This is a genomic window from Rhizobium sp. BK529 (assembly GCF_014194105.1).
Taxonomy (GTDB): Bacteria; Pseudomonadota; Alphaproteobacteria; order Rhizobiales; family Rhizobiaceae; genus Rhizobium.
Genome location: NZ_JACIAU010000003.1, coordinates 131715 through 147932, shown reverse-complemented (window position 1 = coordinate 147932; position 16218 = coordinate 131715). Strand labels below are relative to the sequence as shown.

At 59.2% G+C, this 16218-nt stretch carries 9 protein-coding genes and 2 pseudogenes; 4 read left to right on the top strand and 7 right to left on the bottom strand.

Annotated elements, in window-relative coordinates; all coding sequences use genetic code 11:
* Window positions 1-53: 53 nt before the first annotated feature.
* Genes treY through FHX08_RS20635 form a run of 3 tightly spaced genes read right to left on the bottom strand, consistent with a single transcriptional unit; the run spans window position 54 to window position 10281 of the window.
* On the bottom strand, window positions 54-2663 hold the full coding sequence (treY, locus tag FHX08_RS20645; protein WP_132656363.1) for a malto-oligosyltrehalose synthase: 2610 nt from the start codon (window positions 2661-2663) through the stop codon (window positions 54-56).
* A 59-nt stretch (window positions 2664-2722) separates the two neighbouring features.
* Window positions 2723-4804, bottom strand: a complete 2082-nt coding sequence (pbpC, locus tag FHX08_RS20640; RefSeq protein ID WP_132656361.1) for a penicillin-binding protein 1C — start codon at window positions 4802-4804, stop codon at window positions 2723-2725.
* A complete protein-coding gene (locus FHX08_RS20635) occupies window positions 4801-10281 on the bottom strand; it encodes an alpha-2-macroglobulin family protein (RefSeq protein WP_132656359.1) in 5481 nt (1826 codons plus the stop codon). Before FHX08_RS20635 ends, pbpC begins: the two co-directional genes overlap by 4 nt.
* 200 nt (window positions 10282-10481) lie before the next feature.
* On the opposite strand from FHX08_RS20635, the gene msrA reads away from it, so the two are divergent.
* The 4 genes and pseudogenes from msrA (at window position 10482) to FHX08_RS31575 (ending at window position 11858) form a co-directional block, all read left to right on the top strand.
* Window positions 10482-11192: a peptide-methionine (S)-S-oxide reductase MsrA gene (msrA, locus tag FHX08_RS20630; protein WP_132656357.1), complete on the top strand. Its 711-nt coding sequence runs from the start codon at window positions 10482-10484 to the stop codon at window positions 11190-11192.
* 101 nt (window positions 11193-11293) lie between these two features.
* Window positions 11294-11497, top strand: a pseudogene (locus FHX08_RS20625) (IS5/IS1182 family transposase); the annotation flags it as partial.
* Window positions 11498-11534: 37 nt separating this feature from the next.
* Window positions 11535-11636: pseudogene (locus FHX08_RS32090) on the top strand (transposase); the annotation flags it as partial.
* A 69-nt stretch (window positions 11637-11705) separates the two neighbouring features.
* Window positions 11706-11858 (top strand): hypothetical protein, encoded by a 153-nt coding sequence (locus FHX08_RS31575; RefSeq protein WP_245508339.1) that lies wholly within the window; start codon window positions 11706-11708, stop codon window positions 11856-11858.
* 178 nt (window positions 11859-12036) lie between these two features.
* Here the strand turns inward: FHX08_RS31575 and FHX08_RS20610 are convergent, their stop codons facing one another.
* The 4 genes from FHX08_RS20610 to FHX08_RS20595 are packed head-to-tail and all read right to left on the bottom strand — an operon-like array spanning window position 12037 to window position 16064.
* A complete protein-coding gene (locus tag FHX08_RS20610; protein ID WP_132656355.1) occupies window positions 12037-13134 on the bottom strand; it encodes a DegT/DnrJ/EryC1/StrS aminotransferase family protein in 1098 nt (365 codons plus the stop codon).
* Window positions 13134-13694: an acyltransferase gene (locus tag FHX08_RS20605; RefSeq protein ID WP_132656353.1), complete on the bottom strand. Its 561-nt coding sequence runs from the start codon at window positions 13692-13694 to the stop codon at window positions 13134-13136. Before FHX08_RS20605 ends, FHX08_RS20610 begins: the two co-directional genes overlap by 1 nt.
* A gap of 2 nt (window positions 13695-13696) precedes the next feature.
* A complete protein-coding gene (locus FHX08_RS20600) occupies window positions 13697-14758 on the bottom strand; it encodes a Gfo/Idh/MocA family protein (RefSeq protein ID WP_132656351.1) in 1062 nt (353 codons plus the stop codon).
* Between the two features lies 1 nt (window position 14759).
* Window positions 14760-16064 carry a nucleotide sugar dehydrogenase gene (locus FHX08_RS20595; RefSeq protein ID WP_132656349.1) on the bottom strand — a complete coding sequence of 435 codons (1305 nt, stop codon included), beginning with the start codon at window positions 16062-16064 and terminating at the stop codon, window positions 14760-14762.
* Window positions 16065-16218 lie beyond the last annotated feature (154 nt).

Below are 16218 nucleotides of genomic sequence, written 5' to 3'. Positions count from 1 at the left end.
GCAACTGGAAGGTCAACAAGATTTTTACTGGCTTAGTTTCTAGGTTTTTGATGTCAGGCTGGCCCGATCAGTGCCGCTGGCTGGTCCCCGAGAAGGGCGGCGAGTGATATCTCACTTCCCGGCTCCAGCATCTTGCCGGTCAGGAGATCGGCCTTGAGACGATGGAGAGGCGAGGGCACTGATATCGCCGTATCCTCCCAGAATTCCGGACCGGCAAAGAGCACGCCGGGATCGAGCCAGCCGAACATCAGCCGTGGCACGACGGTGATCGCAAAATCATCGTCAAGCAGACGGGCAAAGGCGACAACATGGTCACGCCTCGTCCCGTTGACGAGAAGCGGCAGATATTCCCCGCGCGTGAACAGTGCCTCGTGCTGCAGCCGAAGCTTCAGGCCGATTTGGATGACACGTTGCTTCAGCGCCTCGGCTTGCAGCCTTGCGATCGGAGCGCCCTCGGCAAGCCAGTTGGCCAGCCTGTCGAAATCCGGCGGGCGGCGATTATCAGGATCGACGAAACTGAAATCGAAGCCTTCCGCCCCCTGATAGATGTCGGGGATGCCGGGCGCCGTCAGCTTGATCAGTGTCTGCGAGAGGCTGTTGATATAGCCGGCTTCGATAAAGGGCTGCATCACTCGGGCGAAATCTTCCAAGAAGGCGTCGTTTTCTGGCGATAGGAGCGCGGCGGCATAGGAGCGGACGGCCTCTTCATAATCGCTATTGGATGCTGTCCAATCGGTGCGCAGTTTCGCCTCACGGATAGCCTTTTCCACGTAGTCGCTAAAACGCTCGCGCAAGCCGTCTGCATGGCGGCGATCGAAATCCTTCGGCCAGGCACCGGCGAGCGCCTGATAGAGCATCCACTCAATATTGGGTTCAGGTGCCGCCCCGTCCGGCAATTCCTTGCGGTGGCTCGCATTCAGCCTGCACCAATGCTCGATTGCGTTGGCAAAGACATCGGCGCCCTCGCTCAAGATATAAAGCCTTGCACGCGCATCTTCTCCGCGCTTCGTATCGTGGGTCGATGTTGTCGAAACACCGAACGGCTGGGATTGTTGACGGTCTTTCATCATCAGATGAAACGCGTCGACCCCACCCGGCGCATGGTCCGGCTCCCCACCAACCTCGTTCATCGCCAGGAGCCGGTTGTAGCGGTAGAAGAGAGTGTCCTCCATTGCCTTTGCCATGATCGGGCCGGAGAGTTGCTGAAAGCGCATCCGGAATTCGCGCGCCGAGTTATCGTCAACCGGGCCTTCCAGAATGGCCGCGATGCGTTCGAGCGTCTCGGAGTCATGCACATGTCCGCCGGCTGATGCGACTGCCGTTTGCAGAAATGCAGCATCCCGTGCATCAAGCGGCCCGTCCGCCCCGTAGGTGCGGTAGACCGGAAAAGCGATCAGCAATTCTCGGATCGCTTGCGCGATCGTCTCCTCGGCAAGTTCGGGGAAGATGCCGTGCGCAATCTGCGTTAGGCGCCCCGTCTCGCCGGCAAAATTGCGCTCGACCATCAATGTCTTCGCCGCGCGCCGCCCTTCCTCGAAATCTCCGTTTCCGGCGGCCAGACGACGGTAGGCCGTATTCAGTGTCTGCAAGCCGCCGCTTTCGACGAAAAGCTCGCTCAGGGTAGCAATGAATTCGTATCCCGTCGTTCCCTCCACCGGCCAGCTAGTGGGCAATTCCTCACCCGCACCAAGGATTTTTTCGACGACGATATAGGTGTCGGTACCGACGGCTTGCCGCAGCCGCTGCAGATAGGCTGTCGGTTCCGCGAGCCCGTCGATATGATCGAGGCGCAGGCCTTGCACCTGGCCCTGCCGCACCAGTTCGAGCACGAGCCGGTGGCTTGCCTCGAAAACCTTGGGATCCTCGACCCTGAGGCCGACCAGCCCCGTCACCTCGAAGAAACGGCGGTAGCTCAGATGTCGGGAGGCCTCCTGCCAGGGCTGCAACTGCCAATGCTGCGCTTTGTGCAGTTCTCGCATGAACTGCTGGTCCTGCGAAAGTACCGCCAGTCCCTCCTTCAGGCGAGCGAAATCACCAGCCTCGAAGATCAGATCGCGCAAGCCGCGATGCAAAGCGTCACCGTCTGAAGAACCCGCAAGTTCCGTCATCCCGGTCAGGATCGGATCATCCAGCTTTTGCACCAACATGGCGTAGCTTCGCCTGCTCAACGGCAGAAGCGTGTCGTAGTAGGCGATGGCGAGATTGCCCCGCGCCTCATCGACGACAATCGTCAGTTCGTCCTCGGTAAGGCACTCATCGAAGCTTTTACCGAGCTGCGGCAGGGTCAGCCGTTCACTCCAGTCGATATCGAAATGGTCTGCGAAAGGGCTTTGCCTTCCGAATTCGAGAACACTTCGCCACCAGGCATTTTCCAGCGACGCCGCCATGTGGTTCGGTACGATGTCGAGGATCACTTCCATTCCGACTTTCGAAAGTGCCGCCGTCAGACGATCGAAGCCTGCCCTGCCGCCAAGCACCGGATCGATCTCATTGGCATCGGTCATGTCGTAACCGTGCGTCGAGCCGGTGGTCGCCGAAAAGATCGGCGAGGCGTAGAGATGGCTGATGCCGAGCGATTTCAGATAGGGAACGAGCTCGCAGGCACTGTCGAAGGTCATGCCGTTGCGGAACTGAATCCGGTAGGTCGCGGAGGGCAGCGTCATCGGGTCGTTTTGCCGTTTGGAGGGTCACCTTCAAACGGTTGCAAAAGACTTTTGTTCCTTCAGTCGATGAAGACGCCCACGCTTGCAGCACGCCCCATCGAATCGATCACCGTCAGCTTGGAATACCCGCCACCGTCGGGCATCCAGGTTTGCGTGCGTCGGCGTGAAAGGTCGGGCAATGGCTTGCCATTGGCAAGCCAGCGGAAGGGGGCGCGGCCGCCCTGTAGCTTCAGCATCAGCGGCGAAAGATCGCCCTCTTTGGCACCGAGATCGACATGAGCGCCCTCGGGCGGATAGACGATCTGCGGTGCCGCCTCTCGGCCGGAAGTGGCAAGCAACCCGCTGGCAGTTAGCGCAAAACGCCGCTGGCTGATCGGCAGTTCCGTCTGGGCAATGCGCACAGCGCCCGCCGGCGGACGGGGCAGGGGTGTCGTGGCAATGCCGGATTTTGCCAAGGCCTCGAAAAGGATTGGGGCAGCCGTCACATAGCCAGTCAATCCTGGTACGGCGCTATTGTCAGGCCGTCCAATCCACACACCAAGCACATAACGTCCGTCATAACCGACCGACCAGGCGTCACGATAGCCGTAACTGGTGCCGGTCTTGTAGGCGATGCCGCGCTGAGGGGCGCCGGCTGGCGGTATGACGCCCGAGAGGATGTCGGCGACATTCCAGACCGCGACCGGCTCAAGCAGAGGTTCGCCATCGATCTTGCCCGGCTCACCCGTGACACCATCGCCAATCCGGACTGGCTGCCCGCGATTGGCAAGTGCGGTATAGAGCTGAACGAGATCCTTCAGGGTAATACCGACGCCGCCAAGCCCGATCGCCAGGCCCGGTGTCTCATTTGCAGGCAAGGTGGGTCGAACATCGGCGCGACGGAAACGAACCATGAGCCGTGAGGGGCCAACCGCGTCTAGCAATTTGACGGCCGGCACGTTGAGGGAAAGCTGTAAGGCCTCGCGCACGGTGACATCGCCCTGGTAGCTCATATCGAAATTGCGCGGCCGATAGCCGAAGAAGTCGGCCGGTCGGTCCTCGATGATCGTTTCCTGGCTGACAAGCCCCTGCTCGAAGGCCAGCCCATAGATAAAGGGTTTCAAGGTAGAGCCGGGCGATCGACTCATGCGGGTCATGTCGATCCAGCCGGAGCGGCTGGCATCGAAATAATCGGCCGATCCGACTTCGCCGACGATCTCGCCGGTCTGAGCGTCCGCCATCACCATAGCGAGCGAAAGCTTCGGCCCGAGCTTCATCGTTGCGGCTCGCGCGACCGACTCAAGGCCGGTCTGGACCTGCCTCTTCAGCGTCGTCTGGTGCCGGATGGCCTTCGGGTCCTTGCGCAGTGCAGCTTCCGCAACATGGGCGGCAAGGGCCGGAAGCTGCAGACGGCGGGCGGGAATGGCGACACCCTCGGCGCGTTCGGCCTCCCCATCGCCGACGACCTCGGCCACCGCGATACGGTCGAGCACGCGCTTGCGCGCCGCTTCGGCGGCTTTCACATTCCGGTCCGGCCGGCGCTTTTCGGGCAATTGCGGCAACGCGACCAGGAGGGCGGCTTCGGCCACCGTCAGCCGCTTCGGCTCCTTGCCGAAATAGGCAAGGCTTGCGGCCCGCACCCCCTCGAGATTACCGCCATAGGGTGCATGGGTGAGATAAAGATCGAGGACCTCCTCTTTCGAGAGCCGTCGCTCGATCTGCATGGCGCGGGCGATTTGCAGGAGCTTCGCCGAAAAGGACCGGCTCTCGCGCGGCTCGATCAGCCTTGCCACCTGCATGGACAGCGTGGAGGCGCCGGAAACGATTCGGCCGTTGGTCAAGAATTGCAGTGCCGCGCGCCCGAGGGCCCAAACATCGATGCCGTGATGATCATAAAAACGCTGATCCTCATAGGCGACCAGCATGCGAATGAATTGCGGGTCGACATCGGAAACGCCGGTCTTCAGCCGCCAGCGCCCTTCAGGCGTTGCAAAGGCGCGCAGTAATTGCCCGTCTGCATCGAGCACTTCGGGCGAAACGGATTCTGCGTGCTGAAGCGGCGGCGGAAATGCCCGGTCGGCGGCATCGAGCGCAAGCAGGCCAGCGCCGGCAAGGACGATGCCGGCCGCAGCCCCGATCGCGAACTTCTGCCACCGCCTCATTGTTGAGCCGCAACGACCTCCATCTTGCCGGTTGCTGTCCGGGCGGAGAGGTCGGGACGATACATGTCTTCGACCGTCGCTGCCGGATGATCGTAGACGCCGGGAGTGACGGCACGCACCACATAGGCGACGTTAAAATCACGCGCCGAATTTTCATCGCGATTGAAGGCGGCGACGAAGCGGTCGTAGCGGAATTCGGTATGGGCCGCCGACATTTCGCCGATCCAGTCGAAATTCGTCATCTGGGCGCTGTCGACCAGGCTCGGATTGTCGATCTCGAAGCCTGCGGGTAGCAGGTCGGTGATGACGATGCGTGACGCCCAGTCATTCTGCTCGGTCACATGCAGCACGACGACATAACGTTCATTTTGCTGCGCTTCGCTGACATTCGCCTCCTCGCCGTCGAGCGTGTAGTAAGTCCGCTCGATGGCAAAGCCGTTGCCGCCAGCCGGCAGCGGCTTGACGGGAGCGGCGACCGTGGTGACGACGGCGGAGACCGTGTCGCTCGTGGCGCTCGTCAGCGTCAGCGGATGGTCGATCAGAGCGTCGCCGGTCATCTTCGCCATATAGGCACCGGTCCGCTGAGCGCCGTTGACGTTGATCTTTAGGTCGTCGTCACCACTCTGCAGTGCACGCGCCGCCAGCAGCATCCAGGCCTGTTCCTGGGTGCTCGTATATTTGCTGCGGTTCCATTCGCGTGCCACCGCCTTGGCCAGGTCTGGAATGACAGGCGGAACAGGCCGGCTTTCGGCGGCAAGCGCCAGAATCGCCGCGCCATCGCGCAACACCGAGCCATAGTCGGTGCGCGAGAAGTTGACGCGGGTAACCATCGCCTGTTTCGACATCTGCAGGGCATCCACGAAGATGTTCTTCGAACGGATCGCGTCACCATAGAGCGCCAGTGCCGCGGCGATATGGGCCTTGGCGAGCGGCGTCGGAAAGTCGTTGATCATCGTATCGGCATAATAGCGCAGGTCGCTGACGGCAGCCTTCTTGTTGCGGGCAAGCACGTAGAGGGCATAGGCGATCTCATCGCCCTTGCCCTTCACGTCCGTCGTGTAGGAGAGCGAATTCTGGAGGTTTTCCAGCGCCTGCACCAGCGCACGGTCCGGCACGTCATATTTCTGCTCGCGCGCCCGCGTCAGGAAGTCGGTGACGTAAGAATCGAGCCAGAGATCGCCGGAATCCGGCCCCCAAAGACCGAAGCTTCCAGCATAGGCCTGGTAGGACAGGACGCGATAGATCGCATCCTGCACGCGCTTGTGGACATCGTCATCGGTCTCATCCATGCCGGCCTGCTTGGCGACTTCGGCAAGGTAGAGCAGTGGCAGCGCACGGCTCGTCGTCTGCTCGGCGCAACCGAAGGGGTAGCGATCAAGCGTCATCAGCAGAGCCGGAATATCAAAGGCGGCGGAGCGTGTGACGTTGACGGCAATCGAAGCCCCGGGAAGCACGCTGTCGGCAAGCAGGTTCTTGTCGACGGTCAGGCTCTTGCCCGGTGCGAGCGCAATGACGCGGCGTTCGGTCACCGGCAGCGACGACGGCCGAACCGGCACATCTACCACCTGATCCAGCGACAGGCCGGAAGCATTGGACAGGTTGATCGCCACGCTGCCATCGCCCGGCTCGCCGCCGACGAGCGTCAGCGTCAGGTCGGATTTGGCGCCGGCTTCAAGCTTCAGCGTCTGTTCGGCAGGCCCATCGATGGTAAGCGCGCTGTTGCCCTTCAGCGTCAGCTTGTAGTCGCCTGCCGGTGCATCGGTATTGGCGATGTCGAGCCTGAGATTGGCTTTGTCCCCAGGGGCTAGGAATTTCGGCAGGCTCGCGGTGACGACGACAGGATCGCGGATAATGACGTCCCTGGCGCTGTGACCGACGCCGGTCTTCGTCCAGGCGAGCGCCATCACGCGAGCCGTACCGTTGAACTGTGGGACATCGAAGCTGACCTTTGCCTTCCCTTCGGCATCGAGCCTGACCGGACCGGAGAAGAAGGCGACGAGTTTTTGTGTTGGCGGACTTGCCTGCAGCGCGATTGCGCCGCCGTCACCGCCGGTGCGCAGCTTGCCGGTCGCCCCCAGCGACCCGTCGATCAGCCGGCCGTAAAGGTCACGGATTTCAAGACCGAGCTGGCGCTGGCCGAAATACCAGTCCTCCGGGTTCGGCGGTTCGTAGCGCGTTAAGTTGAGAATGCCGACATCGACGGCGGCAACCGTGACATAGGCCTCCTCATTCACACCGGCTCCGGCCACCTGCACGCCGATATCGAGGGGGCCGCGCGGGAGCATCTTTTCCGGCGTATCGATCTTGACCTGCAGCGCCCGCTCGGCCGGATCGACCTTCAGCCATTTGATGCCGATCGAGCGCGCCGGCATATGTGTGTCAAGTGAATCGCCCGGGCGGAAGAGGGTGGCAGTCACATAAGCGCCAGCACCCCAGTCGGCGGTGATGGGAATATTCACTTCGCCGCCGGTCTCGCCCATCGTGGCGTTTTGCACGGCAATCAGGTTTTCCGTGCCTGCCGTGATCATCAGCTCGCCGCCATAGCGAGACGTGACCTTGAGCTTGGCCGTCTCGCCGACCTTATAGCTGTCCTTGTCGAGCGCGATTTCGAGACCATCGGGTGTCTCGGTCGAAGTCGAGGCGACGAACCAGCCGGCATCAAATTCGACGCTGGAGGTCGGGCCATCGGCATCAGGACTTTCCACCTCGAGCCTGTAGCGGCCCCACTCGACCGGTGCCTGGATCTTGCCGCCATTGGCAGCCGTCGCATCCACCGAGCCGGAAGCGACCTCTACGGGCGTATAGGTCGGCTCGTATTTCCAGGCCGTTCCCTCGCGATACCACTGATAGTCACGGCGCAGCTTGTAGAACTTCCAGCGCAGGCCCTTCATCTCCTGCTTTCGACCCTGGGTGTCGAGACCGATGACCGTGAAATTCGCGAGCGCATTCTCCGGCAGATCGCCATCGAATTCCAGCTTGATGCCGATCGCGGCCTCATCCGTCTTGACCGGAATCTCCAGCGAGCGTTCGATGGCGCGCCCGCCCGGCTCCTGCATGCGCAGATAGACGGTCGCATTCAAAAGCTGGGTCGTTGCCGGCAGTTCGCCGATCGTCAGATCGGTCGAAGCCTCGCCGTTCTCGTCGAGCTCCGGCAATCCGTCGATTGGCTGGCGCGAATCCTCGCTCGCCTCCTCGTCGGCAAGGCCAAACTGATAGCCGGGGTAGGATGCGTTGGTCCGCGTCGGCTTGACGACGACATCACCTTCTATGGTGAGACCGGCCGCCGGCGCGCCATAAAGATACTTGCCCGAGATGGTGATCGTGGCGGCCGTATCCGTGCCGATTTCCTTGGAATCGGTCTTGATCTCCATGTCGGTGCGATCGGGCACGAAATCGTCGATGAGGAAAGTCTTGGTGGCGATCGGCGAGCCTTTCGGATCGGTATAGACGTTCATCGTCCAGGTGCCGCGCATGGCGGCTTCCTGCGTCTGCAGCTCCACCTGATAGCCGCCGAGATTGCTCGTCTGGCTGACGATCCGCCGGTCTTCGACGCCATCAGGGCGCGAGAAGATGAAGGTGAGCGGCAGGTTCTCGATCGCCTTGCCATCGGTATCGCGGGCAAGGGCGGCGGCATGCACGGTCTCGCCGGCGCGGTAGATGCCGCGCTCGGTCCAGGGCAGGACATCGATGGCACCGGGCGCGGCGCGGCCGGTGACGCCGCGGTCGGAAAGATCGAAACCGGCGCGCGTCATGTCGAGGAAGACATAATCCGACGTGCCGTTCTTGGCGGTGATGACGGCGGGGGTGAGTGCTGCCGTGCCGCGGATCAGCCCGGCCGTAAACGTGGCGCGGCCGTTCTGATCGGTTGTTGCCGTGCCAAGGACTTCATTGTTCTTTGCGAGGAGCTGCAGCTCGACGCCCGCCATGGGCTTGGCGGAAGCGAGCGACCGGGCAAAGACGTTCAGCCCGTCGGTGCCGGCATAGGTGGAAATACCGATATCGGAAACGAGGAACCATTGTGTGGCCTGCGAATCCCACTCCTGCACCGGGCCGGTCGGCGGGGTTGCGACCATCACATAGATGCCGGGCTTGCGCTCGGGCAGCGCCTCGTCGACCGGAAAACTAGTGACGACGTCTTTGTTGAGCTCGTTGGCGACCTCGATCGAACCCTGCCAGACGAGTTCGCCACTCTGGTCCTGGATGTTTTGGGCGCTGTAACCGTCAAGCTGCGTCAGGAACTGCGAACCGGTCAGGAGGGGCGCGATGCCGCGATCGCCGATGCGGTAGAGCTTCAGGTTGGCGGACGCCATATTGACAGTGACGATCGGGATGCCGCGGCGCGCCGTCGACGGCAGCACGAAGCTGTCGCCGGTAAAGCGGACCATCTGGCTGCGGTCCTTAATATAGACATCGATCGTAACAGGGGCTTCCAAAACCTCGTCGACCGAGGAGGGCAGGCCGGTACGGAAGCCTATCTTATAGGTCTCGCCGTGCGTGAGGCCTTCGACGCAGATTTGCTTGTCCTTGGCTTCGAGTGCTTTCGGCGCCTCGCCGTTCAGCGTCACGAATGGCGTGTAATCGACCGTCTTGACGAGCGCCTCCGAGAAGGTGACGCAGGCACGCGGTGTGGCGCTATCGGCATCGACGGTATGTTCGGTGATGCGGAAACCTTGTGTCTCCTTGAGCTGCAGGTAGTCCGCTTGCACGTCCTTTGCACCGACAAGAGCTAGGCTCGCCTTGTAGGCATTGAGCGCATCGCGATAATTGGCATTCTTTTCGAGCGCCTTGGCAAGCACAGCCAGCGCATCGGCCCGCTTATTGGTGGTGCGCGTCAGCTGGTAACCGTTCAGCGCATCGATGACCGCCTGGCCGAAAATGCCGCTATCAGGCGCGCCGAGCGAGGTGGCGGCGCGCGCCGTCTCGACCCAGAGATCGCTGTCGTCAGGGGTGATCGACAGAGCACCGTGGAAGGCCTTCAGCGCATCGGCAAGATTGCCGCCGGTCAGATCAAGCCGCGCACTCGCCGTCAGGCTATCGACGCCCTGGCCCTGCTGGTCGTCGGTCAGTGCCAGGTCGTTGCGAAAATCGCGCGCCTGCTGGACGAGATCGTTGGAGAGGAAGGACAGGCGGGGGGCAGCACCGATGTCCGGCTCTTGCGGCGTGGCGGCAGCAGTCGTTTCGACGATTCGGCCTGCGATCGCACCGGGGAAGGCATTCATCGTCTTGAAGTCGGATTTGAGGAAGCACCACTTCACCTTGGGATTATAGGTGAAGGCCTTGCAGCTCTTGTCGCCGATGCAGGCGGCCTTGCACTGATCGAGCGAGAGGTTTTGCTCGGTGCGCAGGTCGAAGCCGAAATAATCGGCATCCTTGACGGTCACGATATCGCGCTTGGCCTCGGCGGCAAAAGCCGGCGGGCCTGAAAAAATCATAGATACGGCGATGGCGGAAAAAGCGAAGAACGAGCGCACAGACATTGGTCCCCCCGGATGCTGGCTCTGAACCGGCGGCACTCTCCTCACTCCTCGAGAAATTGTCAACTCACCTCGCGGTCTGTCTCAGTTCCGCACATTCGCTTTCGTGCAATCGTCACATCGGCGTGAGTGAACGGCTTGTGATTTGCGGCTTTCTTGCCGATCGGCAAGGATTTTCCCACACTGTCTCCGGAGGTAGTCCCATGTCCATTCGCACGCCAGGAAAGATCTTTGCCGCGCTCGTCGCAACCGCGGCTCTGTCGCTCGGATTTGGTACGATCGCCAGCCGCGCAGCCGAAGATGCCGTCGTCATACCGGCGCCGGTCGTTGACGAGGCCGGCAAGTCCGGCATGGAAACCGCCGTTTTCGCCGGTGGCTGCTTCTGGGGTGTCCAGGGCATCTTCCAGCATGTGAAAGGTGTCAGGAGTGCCGTTTCCGGTTATGCCGGCGGCGAAGCGTCGACTGCCCAGTACGAGACCGTCAGCACGGGCACGACCGGTCATGCCGAATCTGTGCAGGTTACCTTCGATCCGAAACAGGTGAGCTACGGCAAGCTCCTGCAGATTTTCTTCTCGGTCGCCCACAATCCGACGCAGCTCAATTTCCAGGGACCGGACGAGGGTACACAATATCGCTCGGCACTCTTCATCGCGGATCCCGAGCAGCGCAAGGTCGCCGAAGCCTATATCGCCCAGCTCGACAAGGCGCACGTCTTCAAACAGCCGATCGTCACCAAGGTCACCGACTATACCGGCTTCTACCCGGCCGAGCAGTATCACCAGGATTTCCTGACGCTGAACCCGACCTATCCCTATATCGCTTACAACGATCTGCCGAAGATCGAGAATTTGAGAGAAATCTTCCCGACCGATTACAGCAAGGATCCGGTTTTGGTGTTGAAGGCTAAGGGCTGAGAACTCTCCGGAACCTGGACTCTGAAGGCGGCCGGAAAACCGGCCCTTCAGACTGCTGACAAACCCCTGGCCTCGTCGAGGGGTTTGTGATTCATTGGGATATGTTGAAGAAACCCGCTCCCGAACAGACGGCGCTCGAGATGGTGACGCTCGACGGCCTGGTGCCGAAGGATCACCTGCTTCGCAAGGTCGACGCGGTGATCGACTTCACCTTCATCCATGAGCGTGTGGCGGGGCTTTACTGTGCCGACAACGGCCGGCCGGCGCTCGATCCGACGCTGATGTTCAAGGCTCTGTTCATCGGTACGCCCGCGAGCGCACCGACACCAACCGGCTCACCCTTGGGGCAAGGCGATCTATAAGCGGCGCAAGGAGACGGTCGAGCGCTCCTTCGCCGACGCCAAGCAGCTTCACGGCCATCGCTACGCTCGCTTCCGAGGCCTCACCTGATCGTCGAAGACGATCTATTGATCGCCCTCGATCTCGAAATGACAATCGAGAATATGGGGGTGCATGTCCCAGACCTTGCGTCAGGTTGCGAAGCCGCCCTCGGGCTGCGCCCTGCAGCTCGCCGAAGACCATGGCATTTCCGTCGTCTTCATGACGGCCAATCCCGAGTTTATCGCCGATGGTGTGCGAGGGCGCTTGGCGCTATGCAAAAAATGATTATCTCGGCGTGGTGGAACAGCTTTTGAAATATGTTACAGCCTAGGCGCGCAGGCCCGTTGGCAACAGTGCCGCCGCAGATGATGGTGTTTATGCGAGGAACTTCAGCCGACGAGGATGTCGTCGGCTGCTAGCGCGAAAGTGAATCGCGAACGATATAGTAAAGACGTGCACGGCCCTATCCTAAAGCCTCGATGATCACGCGCTGTGTCTCGATTTCGATATAGGGATGCATAGGCAGGCTAAGAACAGTCGCACCTGCGTATTCCGAACGCGCGACGCTTCCATGAACGCGGCATATGCTTTCGTACGCCGGCTGCTTATGGAGCGGAATAGGATAGTGGACAGCTGTCGGTATGCCAGCTGCCGAGAGCTTTGCAATAACTTCGCTACGATTCTCGACCTGGACGGTGAACTGTGCCCACACACATGATCTATCTGCTCCAACAGTCGGTGCTTTGGCATTGCTGCGTCGGGCAAGAAGCGAGAGGTATCGCTCTCCGGCCAGTATACGCTGTTCGATCTCCCAATCGAATCGCTCAAGCTTCGCCAGCACGACAGCACATTGCAGAGTATCCATGCGTCCACCAACGCCGATACGCGTGTGGTAATATCTGCGCTCCTGACCGTGAACGCGAATCTCGCGCATCACTTTAGCAAGGCGGTCATCGTTGGTGAAAATGGCGCCACCGTCACCATAGCACCCGAGAGGTTTACTTGGAAAAAAGCTTGTGCATCCGATTGTCGACACGTTGCAAGACTTTCGGCCCTTATATGTGGCGCCAAAACTTTGAGCTGCGTCCTCGATAACCGGGATATTGCCGTTTCGTCCGGCAATCTCGTTGATCTCATCCATATCGGCCACTTGGCCGTAAAGGGAGACCGGCATGATCGCCTTCGTTCGGGCAGTTATGGCTGCTTCAACTTCCCCGGCATTCAGGTTGAGGGTATCCGGATCGACATCAACAAGCACTGGTACCGCGCCGAGCAAAGCAATAACTTCGGCTGTAGCAATAAAAGTGAACGGCGATGTAATGACTTCGTCTCCGGGCTTTACATCCAATGCCATAAGAGAAATTAGCAAGGCTTCAGTGCCAGATGAAACAGTAATACAATGTTTCGAGCCGGTGAAGCTTTCCAGTCGCTGTTCGAGCTCTCGCACTTCTGGACCCATGATGAACTGGCCATGATCCAAAACAGCTTGAATACGGCGGTCAACGATGCCTTTGAGGTCGCGGTATTGCGCTTTGAGGTCAATGAATTCGATTTTGGACATCAGAGTGGCCTACACGTTGTTTCATTTATACGATAGCGCAAGCCACATTCGCAGCTCACATCCTCCGTTCCTTGTAAGGTCAGCCCGCAACTGCACATCCAGCCTCGACGGCGAGCTGGGACGCCCATCATCAGGGCGTAGGCTGGGACGTCGCGATTGATGACGGCACCGGCAGCGACAAAGGCGTGTTCGCCGATCGTTGTTCCGCAGATGATCGTCGAATTGGCGCCGAGTGTGGCTCCTTTGCGAACTGTCGTCTTTCGATATTCGTTCTTGCGACTGACCGAGGCACGTGGATTGTAGACATTTGTGAAGACCATGCTCGGGCCGCAGAATACATCGTCCTCCAAACTTACAGCGTCGTAAACCGATACGTTATTCTGTATCTTGACGTTATTGCCAATGACAACGTCGTTTCCAACGAAGACATTTTGCCCTAAAGAGCACTTTTCCCCGATCCGGGCACCTCCGCACACGTGAACCCAATGCCAAACACGCGTTTCGTCACCGATACGTGCTCCCTCATCGACAATCGCTGTTGGATGTATTTGCGGCGCCATTATCAGTAATCCAGAGGAAGCGCGACACGCTTTCCGTCGCGTGACGAAAGATAAGCTGCGATCAGAACTTCCAGCGACTTAAGGCCTTCTCTCCCATCTGTTTCAGGTTCTGCCTCGCCCCTCAAGACATTGATGACATTGTCGTAGTACAGAGGGTGACCAAAACCGTAAACCGAGGTCGTCTCGTAACTTGCTTCCTGAACCTTGGCATCACTCTCGTGGGGGGTATCAAATTCCCAATGCTGAATTTCGTTTACGGCCACGCCACCCAATCGAACGGTCCCCTTCTCCCCGAGGATTGTGATACTGCCTTCTAGATTTCGGGGAAAGGTCAGCATTGTGACGTTCATAGAACCCAATGCGCCGGAACGCCATCTGACGCTGACGACGGCTGAATCCTCAACTTCAATATTTCTCGCCAATGTACCGGTGTAGGCCTGCAAGCTTTCGATCGGGCCAATGAGCCAGTCAAGAAGATCGACGTAGTGGCTTGCCTGGTTCATCAAGGCGCCGCCGTCAAACTCCCACGTGCCTCGCCACGCCGCACTATCGTAATATTCCTGTGGACGGGTCCAGAATACGTTGATGTTGACCATATAAATGCGGCCAAAACGATTTTGCTCGATGGCCTGCTTCACCAGCTGGAGCGTGGCATTCCGGCGATTTTGCTTGACGACAAAGAGACGCACGTTTGCATCATCACAAACCTTAATCATACTAAGGCCATCTTTCCAGCGGGTAGCCATCGGCTTTTCTGTCATGACGTGCTTGCCGCTTGCTGCAATCTTGATTGTCTGTTCAGCATGCAAACCACTTGGCGTCGTCAGTATGACGATATCCGCGTTGGTGTGGTCCAGCATATCATCAAGGCTGGAATAGGGGCGTGCACCCGTGCGCTTGGCGGCAGCTTCAAGTGCCGCCGGATCGATATCGCAAATAGCGACGAGTTCGGCGCGATCGGCGTGTTTCTCCAGCGCGCCGAAATGATTGGCCGCAATGCGACCGCATCCCACGAGAGCGAAACGGACTTTCCGGTCAAGTATCCCAGGAGAATAACGTCGCATGTTAGGCCTTTGTAATTTTCTGGCTCGGTTCAAGATAGCGGCCGCGAGAATCAACGATTAGTTTTGCACTCTCTGCAATCAGCGCATAATCGAACCGATCATGGTCAGTTGCCAGCACGACGCAGTCGAACGCGGCAACATTTTCGCGCGTCAGCTGCACGCTTGAAAGATCGAAATGATGCTCGCGCATCTTCGGAAAAGTCGGAATATGAGGGTCGCTGTAAGAGATTTCTGCTCCAAGATCACGAAGCTTCTCCATGATGGTCACCGACGGAGATTCCCGCATGTCATCGACGTTTTTCTTGTAAGCTATGCCCAGTACTAGGACACGGCTACCGCTCACGGATCGACCGACCTTGTTGAGGGCGGCATTAATCTTTGCAATCACGTAGTCCGGCATGGAGGAGTTTATTTCGCCCGCCAGCTCGATAAAGCGAGTATGAACGCCAAATTCGCGCGCCTTCCACGTCAGATAGAAAGGGTCGATCGGAATGCAGTGTCCCCCAAGTCCTGGTCCTGGGTAATAGGGAACAAAGCCAAATGGCTTTGTTGCTGCGGCACGAATCACTTCGTGTATGTCGATACCCATTTTGTCGGCTACGACTTTCATCTCGTTGACAAGGCCGATGTTTACAGCGCGGTGGATGTTCTCCAAGAGCTTCGTGAGCTCGGCAGAACGCGTTGAACTCACAGGCACGACGCGGTCAATAACGTGCCCGTAGAGTGCCAGGCCCGTCTCAAGGCACGCCGCCGTATCGCCCCCGCAGATCTTCGGAATGGTCTTTGTCGTGAAGCTGGCGTTTCCGGGATCCTCACGCTCGGGCGAAAATACGAGGAAAATGTCCTCACCGACCTTTAGGCCAGCCTTCTCGATCCTTGGTCGCAATTCTTCGTCAGTCGTTCCGGGATACGTCGTGCTTTCCAAGGAGACGATCTGACCCCGACGCAGATGTGGCACGAGGGTGTCCACCGTACCAATGACGAAGCTGAGATCTGGCTCTCGATATTTATTAAGCGGTGTTGGCACGCAGATGATGAGGGCATCAACTTCGCCTGCACGCGAGAAATCAGTTGTGGCCTGAAACCCCTTCGCAAGCGCGCCGGCGATAGAGGATTCTGCAATGTGTTCGATATAGCTGTGGCCCGCATGCAGGGTGTTCACTTTTACCGGATCGATGTCAAACCCGACGACCTTATAGCCAACTTCGGAGTATCGAAGCATCAGTGGTAGACCGACATAACCTAGCCCAACAATGCCAATCGTTGCCTTTTTGGCCTTCAGCTTTTGAACAAGCTCAACGTTCAACGTTAAAATCCTTACCCGTCACTACTGTATTCTGGGAGCAGTCAACAATCATGGTTCAGACGAAATTGCAAGTTTAAGCAGTTGGCGCATTCGCCGTCTTTCGAAAGCGGATGCGATCCCCTGTAGGGCAGAGTTGTCAACAAATTTCCTTGCC

Excerpts from the sequence above, each read along its gene's own strand:
- treY (WP_132656363.1), bottom strand. The coding sequence starts at position 2,663 with ATGACGCTGCCCTCCGCGACCTACCGGATTCAGTTCCGCAACGGCATG.
- pbpC (WP_132656361.1), bottom strand. The coding sequence starts at position 4,804 with ATGAGGCGGTGGCAGAAGTTCGCGATCGGGGCTGCGGCCGGCATCGTC.
- FHX08_RS20635 (WP_132656359.1), bottom strand. The coding sequence starts at position 10,281 with ATGTCTGTGCGCTCGTTCTTCGCTTTTTCCGCCATCGCCGTATCTATG.
- msrA (WP_132656357.1), top strand. The coding sequence starts at position 10,482 with ATGTCCATTCGCACGCCAGGAAAGATCTTTGCCGCGCTCGTCGCAACC.
- FHX08_RS31575 (WP_245508339.1), top strand. The coding sequence starts at position 11,706 with ATGTCCCAGACCTTGCGTCAGGTTGCGAAGCCGCCCTCGGGCTGCGCC.
- FHX08_RS20610 (WP_132656355.1), bottom strand. The coding sequence starts at position 13,134 with ATGTCCAAAATCGAATTCATTGACCTCAAAGCGCAATACCGCGACCTC.
- FHX08_RS20605 (WP_132656353.1), bottom strand. The coding sequence starts at position 13,694 with ATGGCGCCGCAAATACATCCAACAGCGATTGTCGATGAGGGAGCACGT.
- FHX08_RS20600 (WP_132656351.1), bottom strand. The coding sequence starts at position 14,758 with ATGCGACGTTATTCTCCTGGGATACTTGACCGGAAAGTCCGTTTCGCT.